The sequence below is a fragment of the Pseudobdellovibrionaceae bacterium genome, from assembly GCA_019637875.1.
GTDB lineage: Bacteria > Bdellovibrionota > Bdellovibrionia > Bdellovibrionales > Bdellovibrionaceae > JAHBUW01.
In genome coordinates this window covers 152,085-171,450 of the sequence record JAHBUW010000007.1, presented here as the reverse complement: position 1 = coordinate 171,450, position 19,366 = coordinate 152,085, and the positions used below count along the sequence as shown (strand labels likewise).

Genomic DNA, 19,366 nt, shown 5'->3' with positions numbered 1-19,366 from the left:
TCCTACTCTGTCGGAGCCGAATCCGGCACGGCGTCCGTTTCCGCAACGTCCTTCGCGCGGAACAGGGACAGCACCTTGTCACCGAATTCACGATGATCATAACGAATGAGGGTCTTGTAGTCTTCGCCGATCTTCTCTCGCCGCCCCGATTCAATCGCGATCAGGGTGTTAGAGTGAAAACTCGAACTGCGGGCCACCGCCCCCATGACCTTGTCGGCGATGGCTTCGGTGAACGGAGGGTCGATGAAGATCAAATCGAAGGGCTCGTCTTTGTAACGCTTCAAAAAATGAAAGACGTCCGCCGTCATGATGCGGTGGTCTTCGGTCAGCTTCAGCTTTTCGACGTTCTGCCGCAGGATCTGGATCGACTTCGGATGCGCGTCCACGAACTGCACGCTGGCGGCGCCCCGCGAAAGCGCTTCCAGGCCCAAGTTCCCCGTTCCCGAAAAGAGATCCAAAACGCGCGCGCCCTCCATCTGGTTCTGCCAGATGTTGAAAAGGCTCTCTTTCACGCGATCGGTGGTCGGGCGGATATGCGAGGCGGAAAATGAAACCAGGGCGTGACCCCGATACTTACCAGAAATGATTCTCATCCAGATTCGTCGGCGCTGGATTTGTGAGCGGCGACGAACTGATCAATAACCAACTTTTTCGAGGCGGCCAAACTCAAAAAGTGCATTTCAAAGATTTGCACTTTCAGCTTCTCAGAGGGGCCTTGAACCCACTTCAGGTAGGCCCTGATGACTTTAACGGGCTCGTCGTAATCGCGCGCCACCCCGGGCAGCTCGAACTGCACCTGCATCCGGTCCCCCGTCTGCCAGTTCTGGGGGGTGGCCACTTGAACCAAAAACCCGAGATTGGTCAGCTTCAAGATTTCGCCCCGTACGGGCGTCGGGCTCGCCGGAGTCAGTATGGACGCGGCGATGGGGTAGACGGCACTCATGAATTCTCCTGGCCTAACAAGGTCTTCACCTTCTTCACGACCTCAAAGATATCATCGAAAGGTTTCGCCACGAACAAGTGCGCGCCCAGTTCATGGGCCTTCGTCTGGGAGAATTCGCCGGTGAACGCCGACATCATCATGATTTTGCAGTTGGCCTTCACCTCGCTGGGGACTTTTTCCAGCACCTGGGGTCCGGACAGACCCGGCATCAGCACGTCGAGCAGCACCACGTCGGGTTTCTGATCGAGCCACATCTGCAGCCCGGTCAGCCCATCGGCCGCCTGCTGAACCTCGAAGCCCGACACCTGCAATACGCGCTCAAGCGAACGCCGCACCAAGGGTTCATCGTCGATGATCAACGCCCGGGTCATGCTCGTCCTTTCACGGGAAGCCGGACGAAGAAACGCGTCCCCGTCCCCGGCTCGGTTTCAAAGCCGATGCGGCCACCGAATTTTTCCACGATCTCTTTCGAAAGACTCAGTCCCAATCCCGTCCCGTGCCCTTCGGATTTCGTCGTGAAGAAGGGCTCGAAGATTCGCGATTGCACTTCCGGCGGAATGCCCCCGCCCGTATCGCTGACGGTCAACACGATCTCGCCGTCCTGCACGCGGGTCTCAAGCCCCAACGTGCCGCTTTTCTTCATCGCCTGGCAAGCATTGTTGATCAGATTGAAAACGACCTGCTGGATCAGGTTGGGTTCGACCTCGATGTTCGCTTTTTCGGCGTGAAGCTGCAGGTCCAAGCGGTGATTGCGCAGCATCGACTTCAAGAACGGCAAAGTCTTTTCGACGATGGCATCCATGGTGGTCGTCTGCAGCGGCTGGGCGCCCGGAGTCGTGAAATCCAAAAGATTGCGGATGATCGTCTGACAGCGCGCCGAGGCCTTTTCGATTTCTTTCAAATCCTGCGCCATCGTCCCTTCCGGCTCGACTTGCAGCGCGAGCACCTGCGCGAGCGACCGCAACCCCGTCAGGGGATTGTTCAGCTCGTGCGCGATATTGCCGGCAAGTAAGCCGATCGCGCTCATCTTCTCGTTTTGCAAGAGCCGCCGCTGCAGCTCGCGCTGGGGCGTGATGTCGACGTAGATGTTCACGATGTTGGTGATCGGTCCACCGTGCTGCAAATGAATCGGATACGAGTGGACTTCGAAGGCCTGACCGCCCGCCTGCACCACTCCGGTTTGGGTCAACCCCGTTTCCATCACTTGCGGCACCGGACAGCCCTCGCACAAGGCCTCGCGCCCCGCGAAGATGCGGTGGCAAGAGCCGCGGCGATGCTCCGTGGGGCCGTTCGCGACCGCGCCCGCCCCGGCGTTGAATTGCCGGTTCGAGCGCAACACCGACATCTGCCGATCGATGATCGAGATGGGACTCTTCAAGTTATCGAAGGTTTTTTCCCAACGGTACGAGCTGAAGTTGTTCTCCATCTCGAGGAGCAGACGGTCCAGGCTCATCCCGAAGGGTTTGCGGCGTTCGATCAAATGATTCTCGAGCGCCTTCAGCTCACGCGCGTTCCCCGTGTGCTCGACGACCAAAAGGGCCGGGCGGTTCTGCAATTCGATCTCGAGCCGCAGAAGCTTCGCGACGGGACGAACGAGCACGTTCGCCAGCAGGCCCGGCAGCGTGTCGTCCTCGCCGCCCAAACTTTGCTGTCCCGACTTCACCGCGCGGAAACCCGCGCCGAGGGTGCGCAGTTGAATCTGCGTCTTGGAAAAATAGACGACGTTGTGTTCGTCGACGCCCACCGGGAAAATCAAGATCGGCGAAACGACGTGGTGAAAGCCGCGCAAATCATTGCGAATCACCGAAAGCAGCTCTTCGATCGAGCTGATTTGGGTCATCTGCTTGATGAATTTCACCAGGCGCCGGATGCGATTGAGTTTGTCCTCTTCCTGCTCTTTCGAGACGAGGATGTTTTGCGTCCGTTCTTCGACCCGTGATTCCAGGCTCAGCGTGAGTTCTTCGAGTTCACGGTTCTGGCGCGCGGACTCGCGCACCAGCTCCACCCGCTGAATCTCGCGGTGGAATTCGCGCAGGCCCGCCTCGACGAGCTCATCCACTTCGTCGTGCGACTGCGCGATTCGGTAGATGCGTCCCCGGTTGATCGCTTGGCGGATCAAATGCAGATCGGCATGTTCGGAAATCAAAATGCGAATGCTACCCGGGGATGCGCCGACCCATTCCGTCAGGTGCGCCAATTGCGGGTCCAGATCTTGGTCGACGACCAAAACCGCCACTTGCCCCGCGCGTAAGTATTGAGAAATGACTTCGGAGTCCTGCGTAACGAGCTCGGCCCAATCGAAGCCGAGCCCGGATGACGTGCGCGCTTCAGCCGCCTTCGTGGCCGATGTACGAACGATCCCGGCGGTTCCCTTACGGGAGAACCGCAGGACCAGAGGCCGAAAAGTGGCCGCCTGAGCTGAGCTTTCCATGCAGACCCTTCAGAACGTCCTGCCATTGCTGCAGACAGTTCGCCAGGTCATATTCAATCACGTCGGCCACCCAGTTGGAATCCTTCTTTTCGAAGGCGGTGAGCGTCTCGCTGATGGCTTTTTGCATCTGCGCGGTGCTCTTCTCCCAATCGTCTTCGTCCAGAACGCCCTTGAGGTTCGGGAAGCTTTTGATCGACACCAAACTTTCGGTCAGAAACTGGCACGCGTCGATCAAACGCACGATGGGCGTATACTGGACGTTGAAGCCGTCCTCGCGCAGCGCCGTCGAAATACCGTCGCTTTGGATGACCATACGCGGAAGTTCCTCGATCCAGTTCCCGATGACGGAATTCAGCAGATTTTCTGGAGTATCGACCAAGACTTCGACGAGGTTCACCTCGCGCATGCTGAGAGGTTCGAGTTTCTTCTCATCGGCTTCGGTGAAGTTGACGCCGTTGATCCGGAACTGACAAACCACCCGCCCATCGTGTTCAGCGGTCTTTTCGACCGCGCGGAACAGCTCAGATAACGTCTGACAACCCGGATACTGTGAGTGCAGTTGCTCTTGGGAAAATCTCAACGTAATCATAAGGCATCCTTTTCGGGCTGCGTGGCCGGAGCCCCACCCGGTTTGTAAATCTCGATCACGCCTTGAAGCAGGCGCTGGATCTCGATATTTCGACTCAGCACGCGATCCAAGGGCTGCGGACCGACCCGAACCTTCTCGGTTTGGTACCAACGCACGAGGGGCGCCAATGCCGGCACCAATTTCGCGATGGTCTCGATCACTTCCTCACCACGCTGCAAAAGCGCGTTGCGGTTTTGCAAATCCTCAACCGTGCGGACGCCTTCCAGCTGCTCGAGCATGAACGAATTCACGTCCGCCAGCTGCTTGATCCCTTCCAGGAAGATCAATTCTTCCACGGCGGGGAACTGGGTTCCCATGTAGATCGCCTGCATGAAGTCCCAGACGAAATTCGCCTCGCGCGTGGTCGAACCCGTGTAGCTGGGCGTTCCCGGCTTCACTTCGATCGTTCCCAACGGATACCGCAGACCGTGCACCATTTCGATGAAGCGGTCCCCGATCACGTTCGACATCAGCTCATCCTCGGAAGCCGCTTTCAGCACGACCGAGCCCGCCGCGCGGGGACCGGTTTCGTAGTGATTGACCTGACCGACACTCAGATTCAGCGTCGGCGTTCCCGTCAACGACGCCATGTGGATGGGCGCGCTATCGGGACCAATCAAACACTTCGCGTTCGCGATCACCGACATGGTCTCGAGCAGCGACAGCTGCCCCGCCAGATTCAGCACCTCGCCGTCAGGCGCGACAGATTGCAGCTGCAGGCCTTTGTCGGCGTCTTCTTGACCGCCGATCAAAACGAACTTGAACGGCTGCAAACCGCGCAAGTGCCGCAGAATCGAAATCCATTTCGAAACCGAGATCGATTTGTGCGACTCGGATCCTCCGACGTGCACGGCGATATACTCACCGGGCAGCTCCGTGCGGACCGCCGGCAGAACCGGGGCGCGCCAATCCGCGGGCGTCAAATCGACTTCGCAAAGCGTGCCGAAGATCTCGCACAGATGAAAGCGATTGCCACGGTCATGACCAACCTGCGCGAAGAAATACGCGCTCATCGCATCGGGTAGATTGAGATACCCGTCGTCAAAACGCGTGTAACCCGACACCTTCGTGTCCGGTCCGCTGAGCAACGACGTCAGATCCGCCGACAACGGCGAAAAGGACAAGTTGATGATCCAGTCGTAGCTTTCGTCTTCCAGATCGCGCACGACGTTTTCAATTTTCGCGACCGCGAGCTGATCGCGCGGGGTCAGAATCTGTCCTTCGGCAGCCGTGGCGGCGACATCCCCCGCTCCGTAAGCGGATAGAATGTCTTGCGACGGAAAGACCTTCACCTTCGAAACGGCATCCAAACCTTCGAAGGCGCCCATGAAACGCGGACGCGCCAAGACGTGAATCTCGGCGTCCGGAAGCATTCGCTTCAGCGCACGCAGGCCCGGCCAGCTTTGATAGATATCACCGAGTCTGGCGAGTTGTATCGCGAGTATTTTCATGCGGCACCTGTTCACGTACGAGTTCAGTTAAAATACGGACCTTCGCGGTTTCACGCGTATAGCCTTGGGTTTTTCTGATCGCTTCACTGGCTTTCTCAAGCCGGGCGAGCGCCTGCAACAGATAAGCTTCCAGGGCTGCGCCCGGGTTTTGCTTCTGCATCATTCCTCCTGAAATGCACCCGACCGAAACTCTGCACTTCTCCATAAAGCGCATGGGCTTGGGTCAGGTGTGATCCGATGTCGATTTTCTTAAGTTTCGCAAGAATGGCCAGTTCGACTTCCTCGGCGCCAAGGGCCTCTTCGCACGCGTGCGTGGCCTGGCTACAGGTCGAACGATGGCCGCAAGGCGAGCAGCCCACGGGCGACCACCAAATGCCGGCGCCCTTTTGACGGGGTGGAGTTTTGAACGGATTCGCCGGGCCCAAATAAATCCCCATGACCGGGATCTTCTCCAGCACCGCGAAATGCAAGACGCTCGTATCGCCGGCGACGAGCAGCGCGCAGTGTTCACGCGTTTCGCGCAGGGCTTGGAAAGTCATTTCGTAAACGTCTTCACCCAAGGCCGTGGCCAACAAGGCCCCCTCGCCAGGCGCCGCGATGAAACGGAACTTCGTATTCTGCGCGCGCAGGCGGCGCGCGAGTTCACGCCACTTCGGAATGGACCAATTCTTTTTCGAATCGCTGGTCAAAGGTTGCAGCCAAACTTCACCGCGCTCACGCGCGTCCGCAGCCATGATGGGCGGCTCCGGCGTATCGACCGAGGCCGCGGTGGCGTCGATCCAATTGAACAGGGGTTCCTTTTCGAACGCCCAGATCTCGTTCACGTAACGCAGACCTTGTCCGTCCAAAACGGCGCGGCCGTCCTCGAAGCGAAGCCCCTTCTTTTCGGGACACTCGAGCAAATCCATGATCCGCCCCGAAAACGAAGTGTGCGTCAGATTGTAGGTTTGCGTGAAGTCGTATTCATTCAGATCGCGAATCGACGTTTTCAAAAGCTGCAGGGCGCGGCGCCAGCTCCGGTGACGCTCGACCAGCTCGGTCTGCAACTCCGCACGCGGGATGAAGTGAAAGCGGAATTCCGGGAAAAGCTTTTCCGCGGCTTTCGTATCCGTAAAGGCAAGGACGTGCAGTTCCACCGAACCCGTACGGGTCGTCGCTTCCGCGCGACGTTTGATCTCGCGCAACAGGTGCACGTGATGAAACAGATCTCCTAAACGAAGAAGGGACAAAGCCAGGATTCTCATGCCACGAGCTCCCGCAGCGCCATCAGCAGTTTACGGTCTTCCAGATCGACGATTTCCACGCCCGCCGCCGTCAGGCTTTTGATATTCAGATCCAGGCCCCGCGGCCATGCCTGCGCGCCGCCGGCCACAAGATCACTCCGCAAATGCAAAATCGAACGATCCAGCAAAATATCTTCCAGAGCGTGAAATTCGGTTTCGCGTCCCCCCCACGCGGGACGGAACCGCACGACCGAATACCCGTGATCGATCAACGCTTCACCACGACCGATCATGGCGTGCTCCAGCGACAATCCATATATCCCGGCCGTTAAATCGACCGCCGCATCCACGTCGTCGATCATCGTCATGTGATGGAAAAGCTCTTGATCGAAATCGATGGCCACGATCGTCAGATCGGGTCGTTGACGAGCCCACTCGCGCACGTGATGACCGGCGCCCAGTCCCAAAACGAAAACCAAGCCCTGAACGCGTGCGGGACGTCCGGCGACCCAAACGCCGGCCTCGCGCGCGGGATCGCGCGGCGAGTGTAAACTCCGTCCATCACGCAGGACTTGTTCGCCTTGAAACTGAATGCGACTCACCCGAAGATCTCCCCGGCCAAGCCCGACTTTTTGAAAACCGGTTCGGCTTCCGCGCCCTCGAGGTCTTCGATCTTCTTCAGCAGTTCGAAAAGATCGGGACGCGTCGGGTTCCAAAGTAACGTGCGTTCAATTTCAAATTTCGCGCAGAAGTAATTCTTCTCGCGGCAGAAAAGTTGGATCAGGGCCAGGGACATGTCCTCGTCGAAAGAAACTTCCCCCAGATAGTTTTCCAAAGCGTTGATCGCCTCTTCCGTGCGATTGTGCTTTTCGGCCCAGCCGGCGAGCAGCAGAACCGCCGTCCGATTGCCGGGAGCGAGGTCGATCGCCTTTTCCAAGTTACCGAAAGCCAGCTCGGTGTCGCCCAAGTGATAATGCGCCAACGCCAGACCGACCCAGGCTTTGTCGTTTCTTTCGTTGAGTCCCAGTGCGAAACGGAAACGGTCACGGGCGGCGCCCCATTCTTGACGCTGGATTTCGAGCGTCCCCAGATTGACGTGAAGGGCGTCACTGTCGGGATTCAATGCGAAAGCCTTGTGGTAATACTCTTCCGCGCCGTCGAAGTCGCCTTGGCGGACGTAAATGTTCCCGATGTCCTTGTAGATTTCAAAAACGGTTTGGTCCTCTTCACGAATTTGCGCGGCCGCCTCGAAGTACATTTCGAGCGAGCGTCCCAGGTCGCCTTTCTCGTACTCGAGTTTCGCCAAGCGCAGCGTATCGCTGGCGAGCTTCGTCGTCGTCGACAAAGTCTCGGCGATCGCGGTCCGCTCGGCCAGGGTCCACTCGCCCCCGGGCAGCAGATTATAAATTCGGCGCAAAGAGGAAACGTGAAAGCTATCCTCGCTCATCGCTTGGCGCAAAAGCACAAGCGCCAGCGCGCGCTCTTGATTCTGCGCTAAGACTTCGGCGTTGCCGACGAGTGCGGGCACGTCCGAAAATTCATTTTCGAATTCGGCGATCGCCTGGCGACGAGTTTCCGCGCTCTGTGCGCGCGCGACCGGACGCTCCGCGTGGACCATCGGGCGCTCCGCGCCTTCGACCGGGGCGGACGCAATGGGAAAACGAACGCCAACGTGTTCATCGTTGTGCGCACGCTCTTGATCAATAACGAAATCTAGACTGGACGTCTGCACAGTGAGCTTCCCCCAAATTGTTTGATGGAGAAACAAAGCAACCACGGTGCCAGTCAGGATTTTCTTTCAGAACGATTTGGCGGGAGTTTCGCGCAGATTGGGTCGTCGATTTGACGCCGGAAAAGATCCGGCCCGTCAATTTGCCCGCAGGACCTGCGGGCTATGGTCTGGCAGCGGAGGTCTAGGCTTCTTCGTTCAGGCGGCTGGGCGCGGGACCCGAGCGGTAACCCGAAACGGCCTTGCGCGCGCGACGAACTTCTTGCAGCTCGCGGATGATGGCGGACTTCGCCTTCTCGATGCACGAAAGGATTTCCAGATCCTGGGCCAGGATGCGGCTAACGTAACCCTCTTTGGTCGCCAAACACTCGCGCACCAGGTCGCGGTCTTCCATCGAAATCTGGATATGCGGTCCCAGGTCGCACTTCTCGAGTTCGCGATCGATGTAAGCAAGCATCTCCAAGATACGCTCACGCGTCTGGTAGAAGGTCTCCAGGCCGTCGAAGTTCGCCTGAGCGAAGTTCAAGAGTTCGGTTTCGTTCAGGGTGTAGAACTTCTCGAGATAGTGATTTTTCTCTTGAAGCAGCTGGATGACTCGCAAAGGACCCTCCTTGGTCTTAAGTAACAATTCAATAAACCGCGGACTTCATGTCGGCGGAGTTGGGGGCTGACGAATCAGCCCTTGGCGCCCGTTCCCGCTTGCGCGGATTCCTGTTTCTTCACTTGCTCGACCGCCTGGACCCACCCCTCGTACAGGGTTTCCAGAATCTTCAGCGCGTTCTGTAAAGGCTCGACCGTGCCGTTGATGTTCGCTTTCGTGAACTGATCGGTGATAAACATATACAATTGCTCGAGGTTCGCCGCGATCGGCCCCCCGACTTTGTGATCGAGCGTGTTGTTCAGCTCGCTGACGATATCGTACGCGCGACCGATGTTGGTGCAACGTTCGGCGACGTTCTTCTCTTCCGCCGCGGTGATCGCCTTCTTGGTGAACTTGATCGCACCTTCGTACATCAAGAGCAGCAGCTTCTCGCGGCTGGCGCTGGTCACCTGAGTCTGTTTGTACTTCTGATACGGATTACTCATCGCTTACCGACCTCAGTTTCGTTCAAAAACAACAACACTATTCAATCTCAATTCGGCACTTTTCAACGCGTCCTCGAGTCCAGTTCATGTCCGTTCAACTACCCGCCCGCGCCGGCTTTCGCCGCCGCCGCGATTCCACCCACGGCCGCACCCTGACTTTGCAGATTGGACATCTTGCTTTCCAAATCCGCGAATTTCGAGCGCAGCTGTTCTTCCTTCTTTTCGAGCTGCCGTTCCTTCATGTCGATCCGACGGTCGATCTGATTGATCTTATCCGTCAGACCCCGCTTACGATTGGCCAAAGGTCCGAAAGCCGAATTCGTCAGATTCGAAATCTCACGCTTCAAAGTCGGAATGAATCCCGTCGCGAATCCGTCGCCGCGCAAAAAGTTCGCGACCATCCGCGGATCCGCGTTCAATTTCTTCTGAAATTTTTCTTCCGAGTAGGACAGCGTTCCGTTACGGCCGAATTCGATCCCGAGCTCGGCGATACGGCCGATCGTGCTACCGGTTCCGAGCTGCGGCGCCATGATCACGCGGCGAAGCGCCGACTCGGTCGAGCGCACCAGGCTATCACCGCCCAAAGGGCCCAAACGTTCTTTACCGGTTCGTTTGTCCTTCTGAAGTTTGTGCTGGTCCTGAATGAACTGCAGGGCCGCGTTGTACGAATCGACGAATTCCTTGATCTTGCCCGTGATCTTTTCGTGATCTTCTTTCACGGACAAATTGATCGCGCGGCCGGGCGCGGTCGATTTCAAATCCAAACTCACGCCGGGGATGACGTCCTCGAGTTTATTCTCGGGAATCTCCATCTGGAATCCGTCCATTTTGACGATCGCGTTCTGCGCGGGACGCGATTCTTCGAAGAAGACGTCACGATCACCATCCAGCATGTAGATCTTCGGGAACTCGACTTCGTTGCCTTTACCCGTCGCCATTCCCGTCACCATCAAACGGAAGGGATTGTCCGCATCCTTGGCGTCGTTCATGACCTGCGCGCGCAGGCCCACGTTGGAGGAGTTGATCGCGTTCGCCACGCCTTGGAGCGTATTATTCGACTGACTGATGTAAACGTCCTTGCGTCCTTCCGTGGTTTCGAAGCGCAAGTAACCGACGCCCAGCTGAGTTTTGTCTTTGTCGGGAAAGCCGTTGCTGATCGCCCCGGGTTTCTGCGCGAGCTGTACGACTTCGATCTGCCAATCGCCGGTCACGACCTTTTCCGGGTCGACGGCGCCGTCGATGACGTTCGTGTCCGAGGAAACGAACTTGTGATTCGCGAATCCGCGGATGCCGACCATTTCCCCGATGCTTTTGGTGATGGCGTTCACCTTGGTCTCCAGATCGGTCACGAGGGTCAACTTGTTGTCCTCGTCCGCCTTCTTGGCCTCCATTTGCTTCACCGGGATGCGCTCCGCATCCATGATCTGCTCTACAATGTTCGGGGGAAGACCACTGGCCATTCCCGAGAAACGAATTGCCGCCATACAAAAATCATCGCATGGCGTTTTCGAATTTCGTGAGTCAATCGTTTGTCCTCGGACCCCCAAAATCTTGAGGCTCCGGGCGCGGCGTTTTGACAGGACGATGGATGAGGATTCTCGCTCGAACTATCAAGGACTTAGCGGCTTTTTCCCGGACGGGTGGCGGGTTTCGCCACGGGCTTATCCGGAACCGCGGGCGCATCCGGCAGCAAAATCAGGTCCTGGACCAGCGTCATTTCCCGTCCAACCCAGTCCCCAGGATTTCCCATGCGGCGAGCGGCCGTGGGCTCACCCATGGCGCGCCGAAGGTTCTCGAACGACGTCGTATTGGGGCCGACGGCGGGTTCATTTTTGATCATGATGTCGAAGGTTTTCGACTTCGCATCATAGGACTTCACTTTAACATTGGCGCCCGCATTGATCTTCAGCGCCATCAGCTCGGCATATTGCTCCGGCGTGAGCTTCGCCGGTTTGGCGTGCGCCGTCGGCGGCGGCACCGGCAGATCGTTCGCGAAAGCAGAGAGGGATACAAAAATCATCGCCGCCGAGAGCGTCGTTTTAAAAAGATCCATTAGTTCCGACCTCGGGTTCTCGAACCCTCTTGCGATTGACCGGGACCGCCGTGGTAATTGCGGTTCGTCGGCGCTCCGGCGCCTTTACCGTCGCAGTTGTTTTGGCTATCGCCGCCCTTTTCATTTGGGAAGTGATTATAAATCACCGAGCCCGTACCGAGCTCGTTCATCACCGTATTCAAATGCTCGGGGGGAACGCCGATGCAACCGATCGTATTGACCCCGGGTTGTTTGGCGTGCAGCAAAATAGCGCGGCTGAGGCTGTTGTTGTTCTCGCTGCCCGTGCCGTCCATCGCTAAAGAATTGTTTGGTCCGTAACGTTCGCCCTGATGCAAACGAGTGATGTGAAATCCCGCCGGAGTCATGTTGCTTTCAGCTTCATTACCGGCCTTCGGGGGACGTCCGACGCTGTTTTTACCGATCTCGACCGGAACGGCCAGCGAACAACTCAAAGTCTGTTTGTCCAAAAGGAAAAGTTTGGGCTCGCTTCCGCCCATGTCCACGATCGCGACTTTGCCCGCACCGTTGTTGGCGAGCTTCGATCCGCACTTATTCAGCCAGCTCTGCATATTCTGCTTCGCTTCCGGCGAAAGGTCGGAACAATTGGCGTTGTTGGCATTGGCGTTTTGAAAACTCAAGATCAAGATCGCGAGCGCGAGAAAACGAACGCTTCCCATGTCTGCCCCCAAGTTGCTACCCCTGGACACATTATGCGGGACGATCGACTCATTCGGAAACAAATGCCGCAAACGTCTCATTCTGAAACGTCTTTCATTAAGCGGTCTTCCGAAGAAGTTGGCCCTTCTCGGTTTCTTTGACGACTTGCAGAGTCCACAGCTCTTCCTCGGGAATTCGGCGAATCAACTTGCCGTTCGGTTCCTTCAGAAGCACGAATCTCTTTCCGCCTTCATTCGTGAGCAGCTCCACCAAAAGGTTGTGGTCTTTCACGACGGGCAGGCCCTTCAGATGATCCATCGCTTTTTTCAACTGCTCCTCGGACATCGGCGGTTTTTGCTCGCCTTGGTTCTTGTCCTGTCCGGGCATTTGCCCGTTCCCATCGCGATCCGTTGCCGAATCCGACTTGATGTTACGCTCCACCGGATCTTTCTTCCGAAGGTTCGTGGGTAGCAGTGATCCGATCGCGTGACGGATGTCCATGTCTCTTTATCGGTCAATTCAGCCAGGGCCTTTAATTTCCGGACCTAAGTACCCCGGACGGCTCGGGTCTTCCGACGAGACGCCCGGGTAGGTTAGTACCGGAAGAGCAGGAGGCCTCTTCCTGAATTTAGACGATAAGGATCAACCGATCAGCTTCAGCGCGAGCTGGGGCTGTTGGTTCGCCGACGCGAGGACCGAAGTCGAAGCGTTCAGCAGAACCTGGTTGCGGGCCATTTCCGACGTGCTGGTCGCGATGTCGGCATCACGGATACGCGAGTTCGCGGCCGAGAGGTTTTCGTGTTGCGCGCCCAAGTTTTCGATCGTCGAAGAGAAGCGGTTTTGCAGAGCACCCACATTAGCGCGGTAAGCCGCAACCCGCGATTGAGCTTCATCGACCACCATCAGGAAGTCTTGTGCGCCCTCTTTATTGGAGTAGTCCACGTCGTCGATGCCCAGTTCCGCGCTCGTCGCGTTCAGGACCGACGAATCGAACGAAATGCGATCTTCGAAGCTGTCGTTGTTGATACCGACTTGGATATCGAATTTCGATCCGGTGCCATCGAGCAGGTTCGTGCTGCCGAACTTGGTCGTCTTCGCGATACGTTGGACTTCTTCTTTCAATTGGCTGACTTCGAGGTTCAAGTAAGAACGTTCTTTGTCGCCGACAGTGTCCGATGCGGCCTGGATGCCCAGTTCGCGCATACGGGTCAGGATATTCGAGATTTCACCAAGTCCACCTTCCGCGACTTGCACCATCGAGATGGCGTCGTTCGCGTTGCGCGATGCCTGAGAATAAGAGCGAATCTGCGATTTCAACATTTCCGAAATCCCGAGACCCGCAGCATCGTCCGCTGCCTTAGTGATACGGCTGCCCGAGGACAGCTGAGCCATGCTCTTGTTGATTTCACGCTGCGACGCCGTGAGTGTACGCTGCGCATTGATCGAAGACACGTTTGTCGAAATTCTCATTCCCATCTGGGACCTCCAATTAGATGTCCATCCTGTGACTCGGCTGCGTGGGTCGGAACCTACTCTTCCCCGATGCAACCGTGGCGCTCCGGCCGGGTTTTTTTTCGAGCCGCTGAACCATTCAACTGCTCACACCAAGCTCTTCGGCGAGGTCCGGGGAGCCTTTAGTCGAGCGTTCGAGAACTGGACCAAAGACGGATGCCTTTTCGCCACAACTGGACTTTCGACGGAGGAAGGTCTGGACCATCGTCGCGGGTTTTCCTGGACTAAAGTTTTGAAATCAGGCCGTAGGTGTCGTCGAGTCGCGCTGCTTTGGTCGGCCTAGTCGGGCGACTTGGGTCCGGAGACATAGGTCCTAAGATATTAGACTAGTCGGTCCAGCGCCGGACCTTAGGCGGAAGGATCAGAATGGTGGCGCAGATCTGTTTACATCCATCTTGGACAGAATGAGGTCCGCGTGATGACATCTTCGCAATGAATATTTCTTTCGTAGCCTTCCAACCTTCTTCTGATGGTGTCGCGTTAGCGCAATTTCTTACGAGTCAGCAGTGGCCGTTTCATGTCCACTCGAGCGTTTCCGAAGAACAAATTCTTCAGTCCGTACGGGAAGGAAATTACTCGGGGGAAAACAACCATACGTTTTGGATCGTTGGCGCAGACGAAAAAAGAATCGGTATCGTTCGTCTATTTGAAATGGACGACATCGAGGATGGAGCGCCCGTATTTGACATCCGCATTTCCAGTAACTTCCAGGGATTGGGAATTGGCAGAAGCGCCGTCAAATGGCTCACCAATTACTTGTTCAATGGATGGCCTTCTCTTCAACGTATTGAGGGCACCACTCGTGTGGACAACGTCGCGATGAGAAAAGTATTTGAATTTTGCGGTTACGTTAAGGAAGGCCACTACCGACAATCATGGCCAGCCCAAGATGGCGCCCTTAAAGACACGGTCAGTTATGCGATATTAAGAAGCGATTGGCTAAGTGGCACCCGAACTCCGGTGAAGTGGACGGAATGAAAAAACCCCCGGAAGACTTCTCTTCCGAGGGTGGGCTTAGAGTCATCGGTCTGTGGGCGACGACCCAAAAAGCTGGGTAACTTAGCAAACCAATCCACAAGTTGGTTCGTGATCTTCAATGTAAAGGTCAAAGTCCGCTCTTCGAGAGCTTTTCTTTTTTTTCGCGGACTCGTCCACCCGATCCCCAGAGGGAAAACCGCGTGAGCCTCGTCCTTTACCATCCGGCTTCCCGATCGCGCATGGCTACGCCATGAGCTTTCGCGAACCCATCTTCAATCACTCATCAACTCGATGACCGTTCACTCACCCGATCTTTCGATCATCGAGCGGCGGTCGCAAATTTAACCGTTGGCGGGCTCCAAGTTTTCACCTGGTGGTTCCGCGTCCAGAGAGAAAGGCGCCGTCAAGCAGACATCCCCCCTGTCTTTATTCATTCGCCCACGGTACCCGATGTGACTCGCACACCGTGGACGAACTTTTGTACTTATATAGTAGAAGGTCTAAAGAGCCGAAGCTCGGGAGCTCAGACCGGCGGGTGCCGGACGGATCAACCCAAGAGCTTCAGCGCCATGCCGGGGAAGGTGTTGGCTTGAGCCAAGACCGACACCGCAGCCGATTGAAGAACCTGTGCCGAAGCCATTTCCGCGGATTCCTTCGCGACATCGACGTCACGCAGGCGCGAGTTGGCGGCCGACAAGTTTTCATGCTGGATATCCAAGTTCGAAACCGTAGCGTTCAGTCGGCTTTGAACCGCACCGAAGTTCGCTCGCATCGTCGAAACTTTCACCAAGGCTTCATCGACAACACTCAGGACCTCGCGAGCGGATTCCTTATCCGTCATTTCGAGACCTTCGATGCCGAGTTCACCGGCACGGGCGTTCGCCGCGAGCGAATACGAGACCGTGTTTTCCTCACCGGCGAAGGGGCCGACGTGGAAAGTCATTTCACCACCTGAACCATCGAGCAGTTTCTGATCGCCGAACTGTGTTGTGTTCGCGATACGATCCGCTTCAAGGATCAGCTGTTTTGCTTCTTCATTAAGGAATGTCCGCTCTTTCTCTCCGACCGTGTCGGATGCGGCCTGGATCCCGAGTTCCCGCAAACGAATCAACACGTTGTTGACCTCGTTCAGGCCCCCTTCAGAGATCTGGATCGCCGAGCCCGCATTGAACGCGTTGTTACGCGCTTGCGAGATACCGCGGATTTGACCGCGCAAGTTTTCCGAAATCGCGAGACCAGCGGCATCATCCGCCGCGCTGACGATCCGGCTACCTGACGCCAGTGCTTGAGTCGCGTGCTGCATACGTTGTTGCTGCACTCCGAGAACTCGCTGCGCCGAAATCGACGGCAAGTTAGTTTGAATTCTTAAGCCCATAGATTCTCCCCTCTGAGACCCCGATTCCCCATCGGACTCTCCACAGACAGTTGGTTTGCGTTATGTCAGAGGAGTCCATCCAAACCATGGTGACGGCCATGACTTGCACTTCCTCATTCGCATCACTTCTTCCGGGGGGATTCATCAGTTTGACTGTTGATGAGTTCCCAGAGTCTGCGCTTCGAACTTTTCTCCAACGTGACATGCTACTTCTCGGCGAAGGTCCAGGAACCTTGAGGACTTAGGTCCAGTCCAGATCGTGACGCAGCGCATCTTGTCCGCGTGATTTCATGGGAAAGAGAAAAGAAAAAATATTTCGACGAAGGTCCAGGAAGGGGTGTTTTAGGGGGGGCTTTGGTCGAGTTCTAGACCCACCAAGGTCCAGGTCGAGGCCCAAAAACAAAACTCCTGGTGGGCTTCACCAGGAGTTTTGCGCGCTTTCATTGAGAGATTTCGCCCTTACGCGATCAATCGAAGCACAGAGCCCGGAAACTGATTCGCCTGCGACATCACGGCGAGTTGGTACTGCGTGAGCGCTTGCTGTTTGAACATCTCGCTCGACGCCTCGGCCACGTCGGTATCGGCGATACGCGAACGAGCGGCCTCGAGATTCTCGGTCATGATATCCGAGTTGTTCGTCACATGATCCAGACGCGACATCGCCGCGCCGAAGTTCGCGCGTGCCGATGCGACGGTCGTCAAAGCCTCGTCGAGAACTTCGATGGAATCGCGCGCATCCGACTTGTCGGCGACCGACTGCCCGTCCACATCGAGATGCCCCGCGGTCGTATTCGCGTCCGAGGTGAATTTGATCACGTCCGCGCCGCTACCGCCCGGACCGATCTGGAATTCGAAATCCTTCGAGCCGCCCGCCAAAAGATCCGTCGAACCGAATTTGGTCGTCCGCGCGATGCGATCGAATTCTTGCGCCAGCTGCTGGAACTCAAGATCCAGCATCCCGCGCTCCGTATTCGAAAATGTGTCACTCGCGGACTGCACAGCCAGTTCGCGCATTCGAATCAGAACATTGGTTTGTTCACTGAGCCCACCCTCGGCGACTTGCATGAAGGAAGTCGCGTTTTCCGCATTGATCCGCGCGGCCTTTTGACCGCGGATTTGCGCGCGCAGATGTTCGGAGATCGCGAAGTCGGCGGCGCCCGTACTGGGATCGCCCACCCGATTGCCCGTCGAAAGCTGCTCCATCGCGGTGCCGAGCTTACGCTGGGTTTGGGCCATCGCCCGCTGCGCGGTGATGGCGGCCATGTTGGTATTGATTCGAAGGCTCACGGGGCAACTCCTCCTCGGATTCATCCCCGCGTGTCCCAGCCCGAGACGCCGCGCTTTTGAACCCTGTGCCCACAGACTCTTTTTAGGAACTCATCAACAGTCGTCCCTCTCTTCGGACGCACTGCGTTATGACTTTAGTCTGTATTCATAAGTCCCTGTTTTTACTGATAACTTGGCGTTTCCTCGAAACCATGACCCGCTTGAACCTCGGCCCCCGGCTGAGCCAAGTGCGACGTGGGAACACCTTTCGTGTTCGCCTCGTTCAACGCCGAGTGCACGGTCCCACGGGCCGGAAGCTTCGGATAACCGCGCTTCGCCTTTACCCGCGCCGCTAAATCGCCGGCGACTTTGTGATAGGTCATGTCCGTATCCTTGTCGTTCAAACGCATCTTCACGAAAGGATTCGAGCCGTCGCCCCAGTTCTTGGACCCCGAGAAGAAGTCGAAGCGACCGCGGCCCTTCACGCCACGTCCTTTATCACGCACGATGAAGTAACCGTCATGCCGCGCGCCGTTCGGCAGCTTCAGTCCGCGCAACTTCGGAATGAAAATCACGTCACCCGGATCGTAAACGGACAAATCCGCCGCCAACGAGTAGTAAGGATCCAAACAGATATTGCGCACACCGTAGCCATACGAGCAGCCATCGTTGATCAGCACGTAGCGGTCGATCCCGTTCACGCGACGGACGACGTTGAACGTCTGCCACTTGCCGCCTTTTTTGATCAAACAAGATCCCTGCTCCGAGCAGAATGAAGCCGTCCGGCGACAAACGCGCATCGAAACGGTGCCGCTCGTCAGATACATCCCGACTTTGTCATCGCAAGACTCTTTGTCTTCGTCGATCACGGCCACGAAATAGACGGTCGGCGTGATCGTGCCGGTTTCGTTGATATCACGGTTATCCGCCACACGTACCGAGTAGCCATCCGTCGCCGGAGTCGTGCGCGTCTCTTGCGGCGTGGTCGTCACGGGCTTAGCTTCGCGCTCGGTCGGCGTCGTCACGACGGGTTTCGGCTTCGGGATGGGCTTCATTTCGACTTTTCCCGACGGCGCCGTAACGGTCTGCTTGCCCGTGGGCGCCACGGCGGTTTGTTTTCCCGTCGGTGCGGTCACGGCCGTGTCTGTGGGACGCGGGATCGGACGGAAGCGGCGACGGCCGGAAACATCGGTCGAGGTCGAGGCGGTGACGCCGGTGGGCGCGGTCACCTTCTGCGCACCGGTCGGTGCGGTGACCTTCGGTACACCGGTGGGCGCAGTCACTTTCTGCGCACCCGTGGGTGCAGTGACCTTTTGCGCGCCCGTGGGTGCAGTGACCTTCTGCACGCCCGTGGGTGCGGTGACCTTCTGCACTCCTGTCGGTGCCGTGACTTTCCGCGCGCCCGTAGCCGCGACAACTCCCGGAGAGGTGGCTCCCGTCGCGGCGGTGACGCCGGGGCGGGCTTCGGTTTCACGGGGTTTCGGAATCGGATTGAAGCGACGACGCACGTCCGGCGCGGTTTCCGCCGGCGTCACCGTCGTCGTTCCGTCTACTTTCGGCGTGGTCGACGTCGTTCCACCGTCGGCCGGAGTCGTGACCGAACCCACGCGTGTCGTCTCGCCCGGCAAAGGGGCGTCTTCCATCATCTCGTCGGGTTGATCACCTAAGACTTTCACTTTCGCGGGTGTCGTCGGTTGATTGCGACGGCCCGGCAGCATCTCACTGGAATCGAGCTCCAATTTCGGAGACATATTTTCGCGGAAGTCGGGTTTCAGAACGTCGGGATTATAAACCTCGGTCGGATCCGGCGAACCGTCATGGGACGGATCGATCACCGTCTGACCGTTCGTCAAAGGCTTCATACAGCCCGCCATCACCAGCACTGACAGCACCAGGTTGGAGCGCAAAATCAGCTTCGATTTGCGAGAGACCGACGACATCCGAAACTCCTTCCACCGAGATCCGCACTTTACCAGAATGGAACCACCCCGGCGGAACTCTTCCGGGCCGTTGGAAAATCGGGAATCATGCGCA

At 57.1% G+C, this 19,366-nt stretch carries 20 protein-coding genes; 1 reads left to right on the top strand and 19 read right to left on the bottom strand.

Translation table 11 applies throughout. The annotated features are described in order from the left end of the window. Nucleotides 1–2 precede the first annotated feature (2 nt). From rsmD to KF767_10660, 16 genes are all read right to left on the bottom strand, one after another. A complete protein-coding gene (rsmD, locus tag KF767_10735) occupies nucleotides 3–593 on the bottom strand; it encodes a 16S rRNA (guanine(966)-N(2))-methyltransferase RsmD (GenBank protein ID MBX3018357.1) in 591 nt (196 codons plus the stop codon). After that, nucleotides 590–943 carry a hypothetical protein gene (locus KF767_10730; protein MBX3018356.1) on the bottom strand — a complete coding sequence of 118 codons (354 nt, stop codon included), beginning with the start codon at nucleotides 941–943 and terminating at the stop codon, nucleotides 590–592. Before KF767_10730 ends, rsmD begins: the two co-directional genes overlap by 4 nt. After that, nucleotides 940–1,314: a response regulator gene (locus KF767_10725; protein MBX3018355.1), complete on the bottom strand. Its 375-nt coding sequence runs from the start codon at nucleotides 1,312–1,314 to the stop codon at nucleotides 940–942. The genes KF767_10730 and KF767_10725 overlap by 4 nt, the downstream gene beginning before the upstream one ends. Beyond that, nucleotides 1,311–3,374 carry a PAS domain-containing sensor histidine kinase gene (locus KF767_10720; GenBank protein MBX3018354.1) on the bottom strand — a complete coding sequence of 688 codons (2,064 nt, stop codon included), beginning with the start codon at nucleotides 3,372–3,374 and terminating at the stop codon, nucleotides 1,311–1,313. The genes KF767_10725 and KF767_10720 overlap by 4 nt, the downstream gene beginning before the upstream one ends. Further along, on the bottom strand, nucleotides 3,316–3,963 hold the full coding sequence (locus KF767_10715; protein ID MBX3018353.1) for a hypothetical protein: 648 nt from the start codon (nucleotides 3,961–3,963) through the stop codon (nucleotides 3,316–3,318). The genes KF767_10720 and KF767_10715 overlap by 59 nt, the downstream gene beginning before the upstream one ends. Further along, nucleotides 3,960–5,453 carry a glycosyltransferase family 9 protein gene (locus KF767_10710; protein MBX3018352.1) on the bottom strand — a complete coding sequence of 498 codons (1,494 nt, stop codon included), beginning with the start codon at nucleotides 5,451–5,453 and terminating at the stop codon, nucleotides 3,960–3,962. The genes KF767_10715 and KF767_10710 overlap by 4 nt, the downstream gene beginning before the upstream one ends. A gap of 95 nt (nucleotides 5,454–5,548) precedes the next feature. Next, nucleotides 5,549–6,697, bottom strand: coding sequence for a glycosyltransferase family 9 protein (locus KF767_10705; GenBank protein MBX3018351.1), 1,149 nt, complete (start codon nucleotides 6,695–6,697; stop codon nucleotides 5,549–5,551). After that, nucleotides 6,694–7,278: a hypothetical protein gene (locus tag KF767_10700; GenBank protein MBX3018350.1), complete on the bottom strand. Its 585-nt coding sequence runs from the start codon at nucleotides 7,276–7,278 to the stop codon at nucleotides 6,694–6,696. Before KF767_10700 ends, KF767_10705 begins: the two co-directional genes overlap by 4 nt. Further along, nucleotides 7,275–8,294: a tetratricopeptide repeat protein gene (locus tag KF767_10695; protein ID MBX3018349.1), complete on the bottom strand. Its 1,020-nt coding sequence runs from the start codon at nucleotides 8,292–8,294 to the stop codon at nucleotides 7,275–7,277. Before KF767_10695 ends, KF767_10700 begins: the two co-directional genes overlap by 4 nt. Nucleotides 8,295–8,589: 295 nt before the next feature. Further along, on the bottom strand, nucleotides 8,590–9,006 hold the full coding sequence (locus KF767_10690; GenBank protein ID MBX3018348.1) for a hypothetical protein: 417 nt from the start codon (nucleotides 9,004–9,006) through the stop codon (nucleotides 8,590–8,592). Between the two features lie 74 nt (nucleotides 9,007–9,080). Then, complete coding sequence (gene fliS, locus KF767_10685) at nucleotides 9,081–9,491, bottom strand: flagellar export chaperone FliS (protein MBX3018347.1); 411 nt, start codon at nucleotides 9,489–9,491, stop codon at nucleotides 9,081–9,083. A 98-nt stretch (nucleotides 9,492–9,589) separates the two neighbouring features. Next, nucleotides 9,590–10,975 (bottom strand): flagellar filament capping protein FliD, encoded by a 1,386-nt coding sequence (fliD, locus tag KF767_10680; GenBank protein MBX3018346.1) that lies wholly within the window; start codon nucleotides 10,973–10,975, stop codon nucleotides 9,590–9,592. Between the two features lie 134 nt (nucleotides 10,976–11,109). After that, nucleotides 11,110–11,544 (bottom strand): hypothetical protein, encoded by a 435-nt coding sequence (locus tag KF767_10675; GenBank protein ID MBX3018345.1) that lies wholly within the window; start codon nucleotides 11,542–11,544, stop codon nucleotides 11,110–11,112. Continuing rightward, nucleotides 11,544–12,221, bottom strand: coding sequence for a murein L,D-transpeptidase catalytic domain family protein (locus KF767_10670; GenBank protein MBX3018344.1), 678 nt, complete (start codon nucleotides 12,219–12,221; stop codon nucleotides 11,544–11,546). Before KF767_10670 ends, KF767_10675 begins: the two co-directional genes overlap by 1 nt. A 97-nt stretch (nucleotides 12,222–12,318) precedes the next feature. Then, nucleotides 12,319–12,702 (bottom strand): hypothetical protein, encoded by a 384-nt coding sequence (locus tag KF767_10665; protein MBX3018343.1) that lies wholly within the window; start codon nucleotides 12,700–12,702, stop codon nucleotides 12,319–12,321. A gap of 141 nt (nucleotides 12,703–12,843) precedes the next feature. Beyond that, on the bottom strand, nucleotides 12,844–13,677 hold the full coding sequence (locus tag KF767_10660) for a flagellin FliC (GenBank protein ID MBX3018342.1): 834 nt from the start codon (nucleotides 13,675–13,677) through the stop codon (nucleotides 12,844–12,846). Between the two features lie 468 nt (nucleotides 13,678–14,145). Here KF767_10660 and KF767_10655 point away from each other — a divergent pair, with 468 nt between their 5' ends. Beyond that, nucleotides 14,146–14,691 carry a GNAT family N-acetyltransferase gene (locus KF767_10655; protein ID MBX3018341.1) on the top strand — a complete coding sequence of 182 codons (546 nt, stop codon included), beginning with the start codon at nucleotides 14,146–14,148 and terminating at the stop codon, nucleotides 14,689–14,691. 547 nt (nucleotides 14,692–15,238) lie between these two features. Here the strand turns inward: KF767_10655 and KF767_10650 are convergent. From KF767_10650 to KF767_10640, 3 genes are all read right to left on the bottom strand, one after another. Continuing rightward, nucleotides 15,239–16,066 carry a flagellin FliC gene (locus KF767_10650; GenBank protein MBX3018340.1) on the bottom strand — a complete coding sequence of 276 codons (828 nt, stop codon included), beginning with the start codon at nucleotides 16,064–16,066 and terminating at the stop codon, nucleotides 15,239–15,241. Nucleotides 16,067–16,525: 459 nt separating this feature from the next. Next, nucleotides 16,526–17,353, bottom strand: coding sequence for a flagellin FliC (locus KF767_10645; GenBank protein MBX3018339.1), 828 nt, complete (start codon nucleotides 17,351–17,353; stop codon nucleotides 16,526–16,528). Between the two features lie 161 nt (nucleotides 17,354–17,514). Beyond that, nucleotides 17,515–19,272, bottom strand: a complete 1,758-nt coding sequence (locus tag KF767_10640) for a hypothetical protein (GenBank protein ID MBX3018338.1) — start codon at nucleotides 19,270–19,272, stop codon at nucleotides 17,515–17,517. Nucleotides 19,273–19,366: the final 94 nt, after the last annotated feature.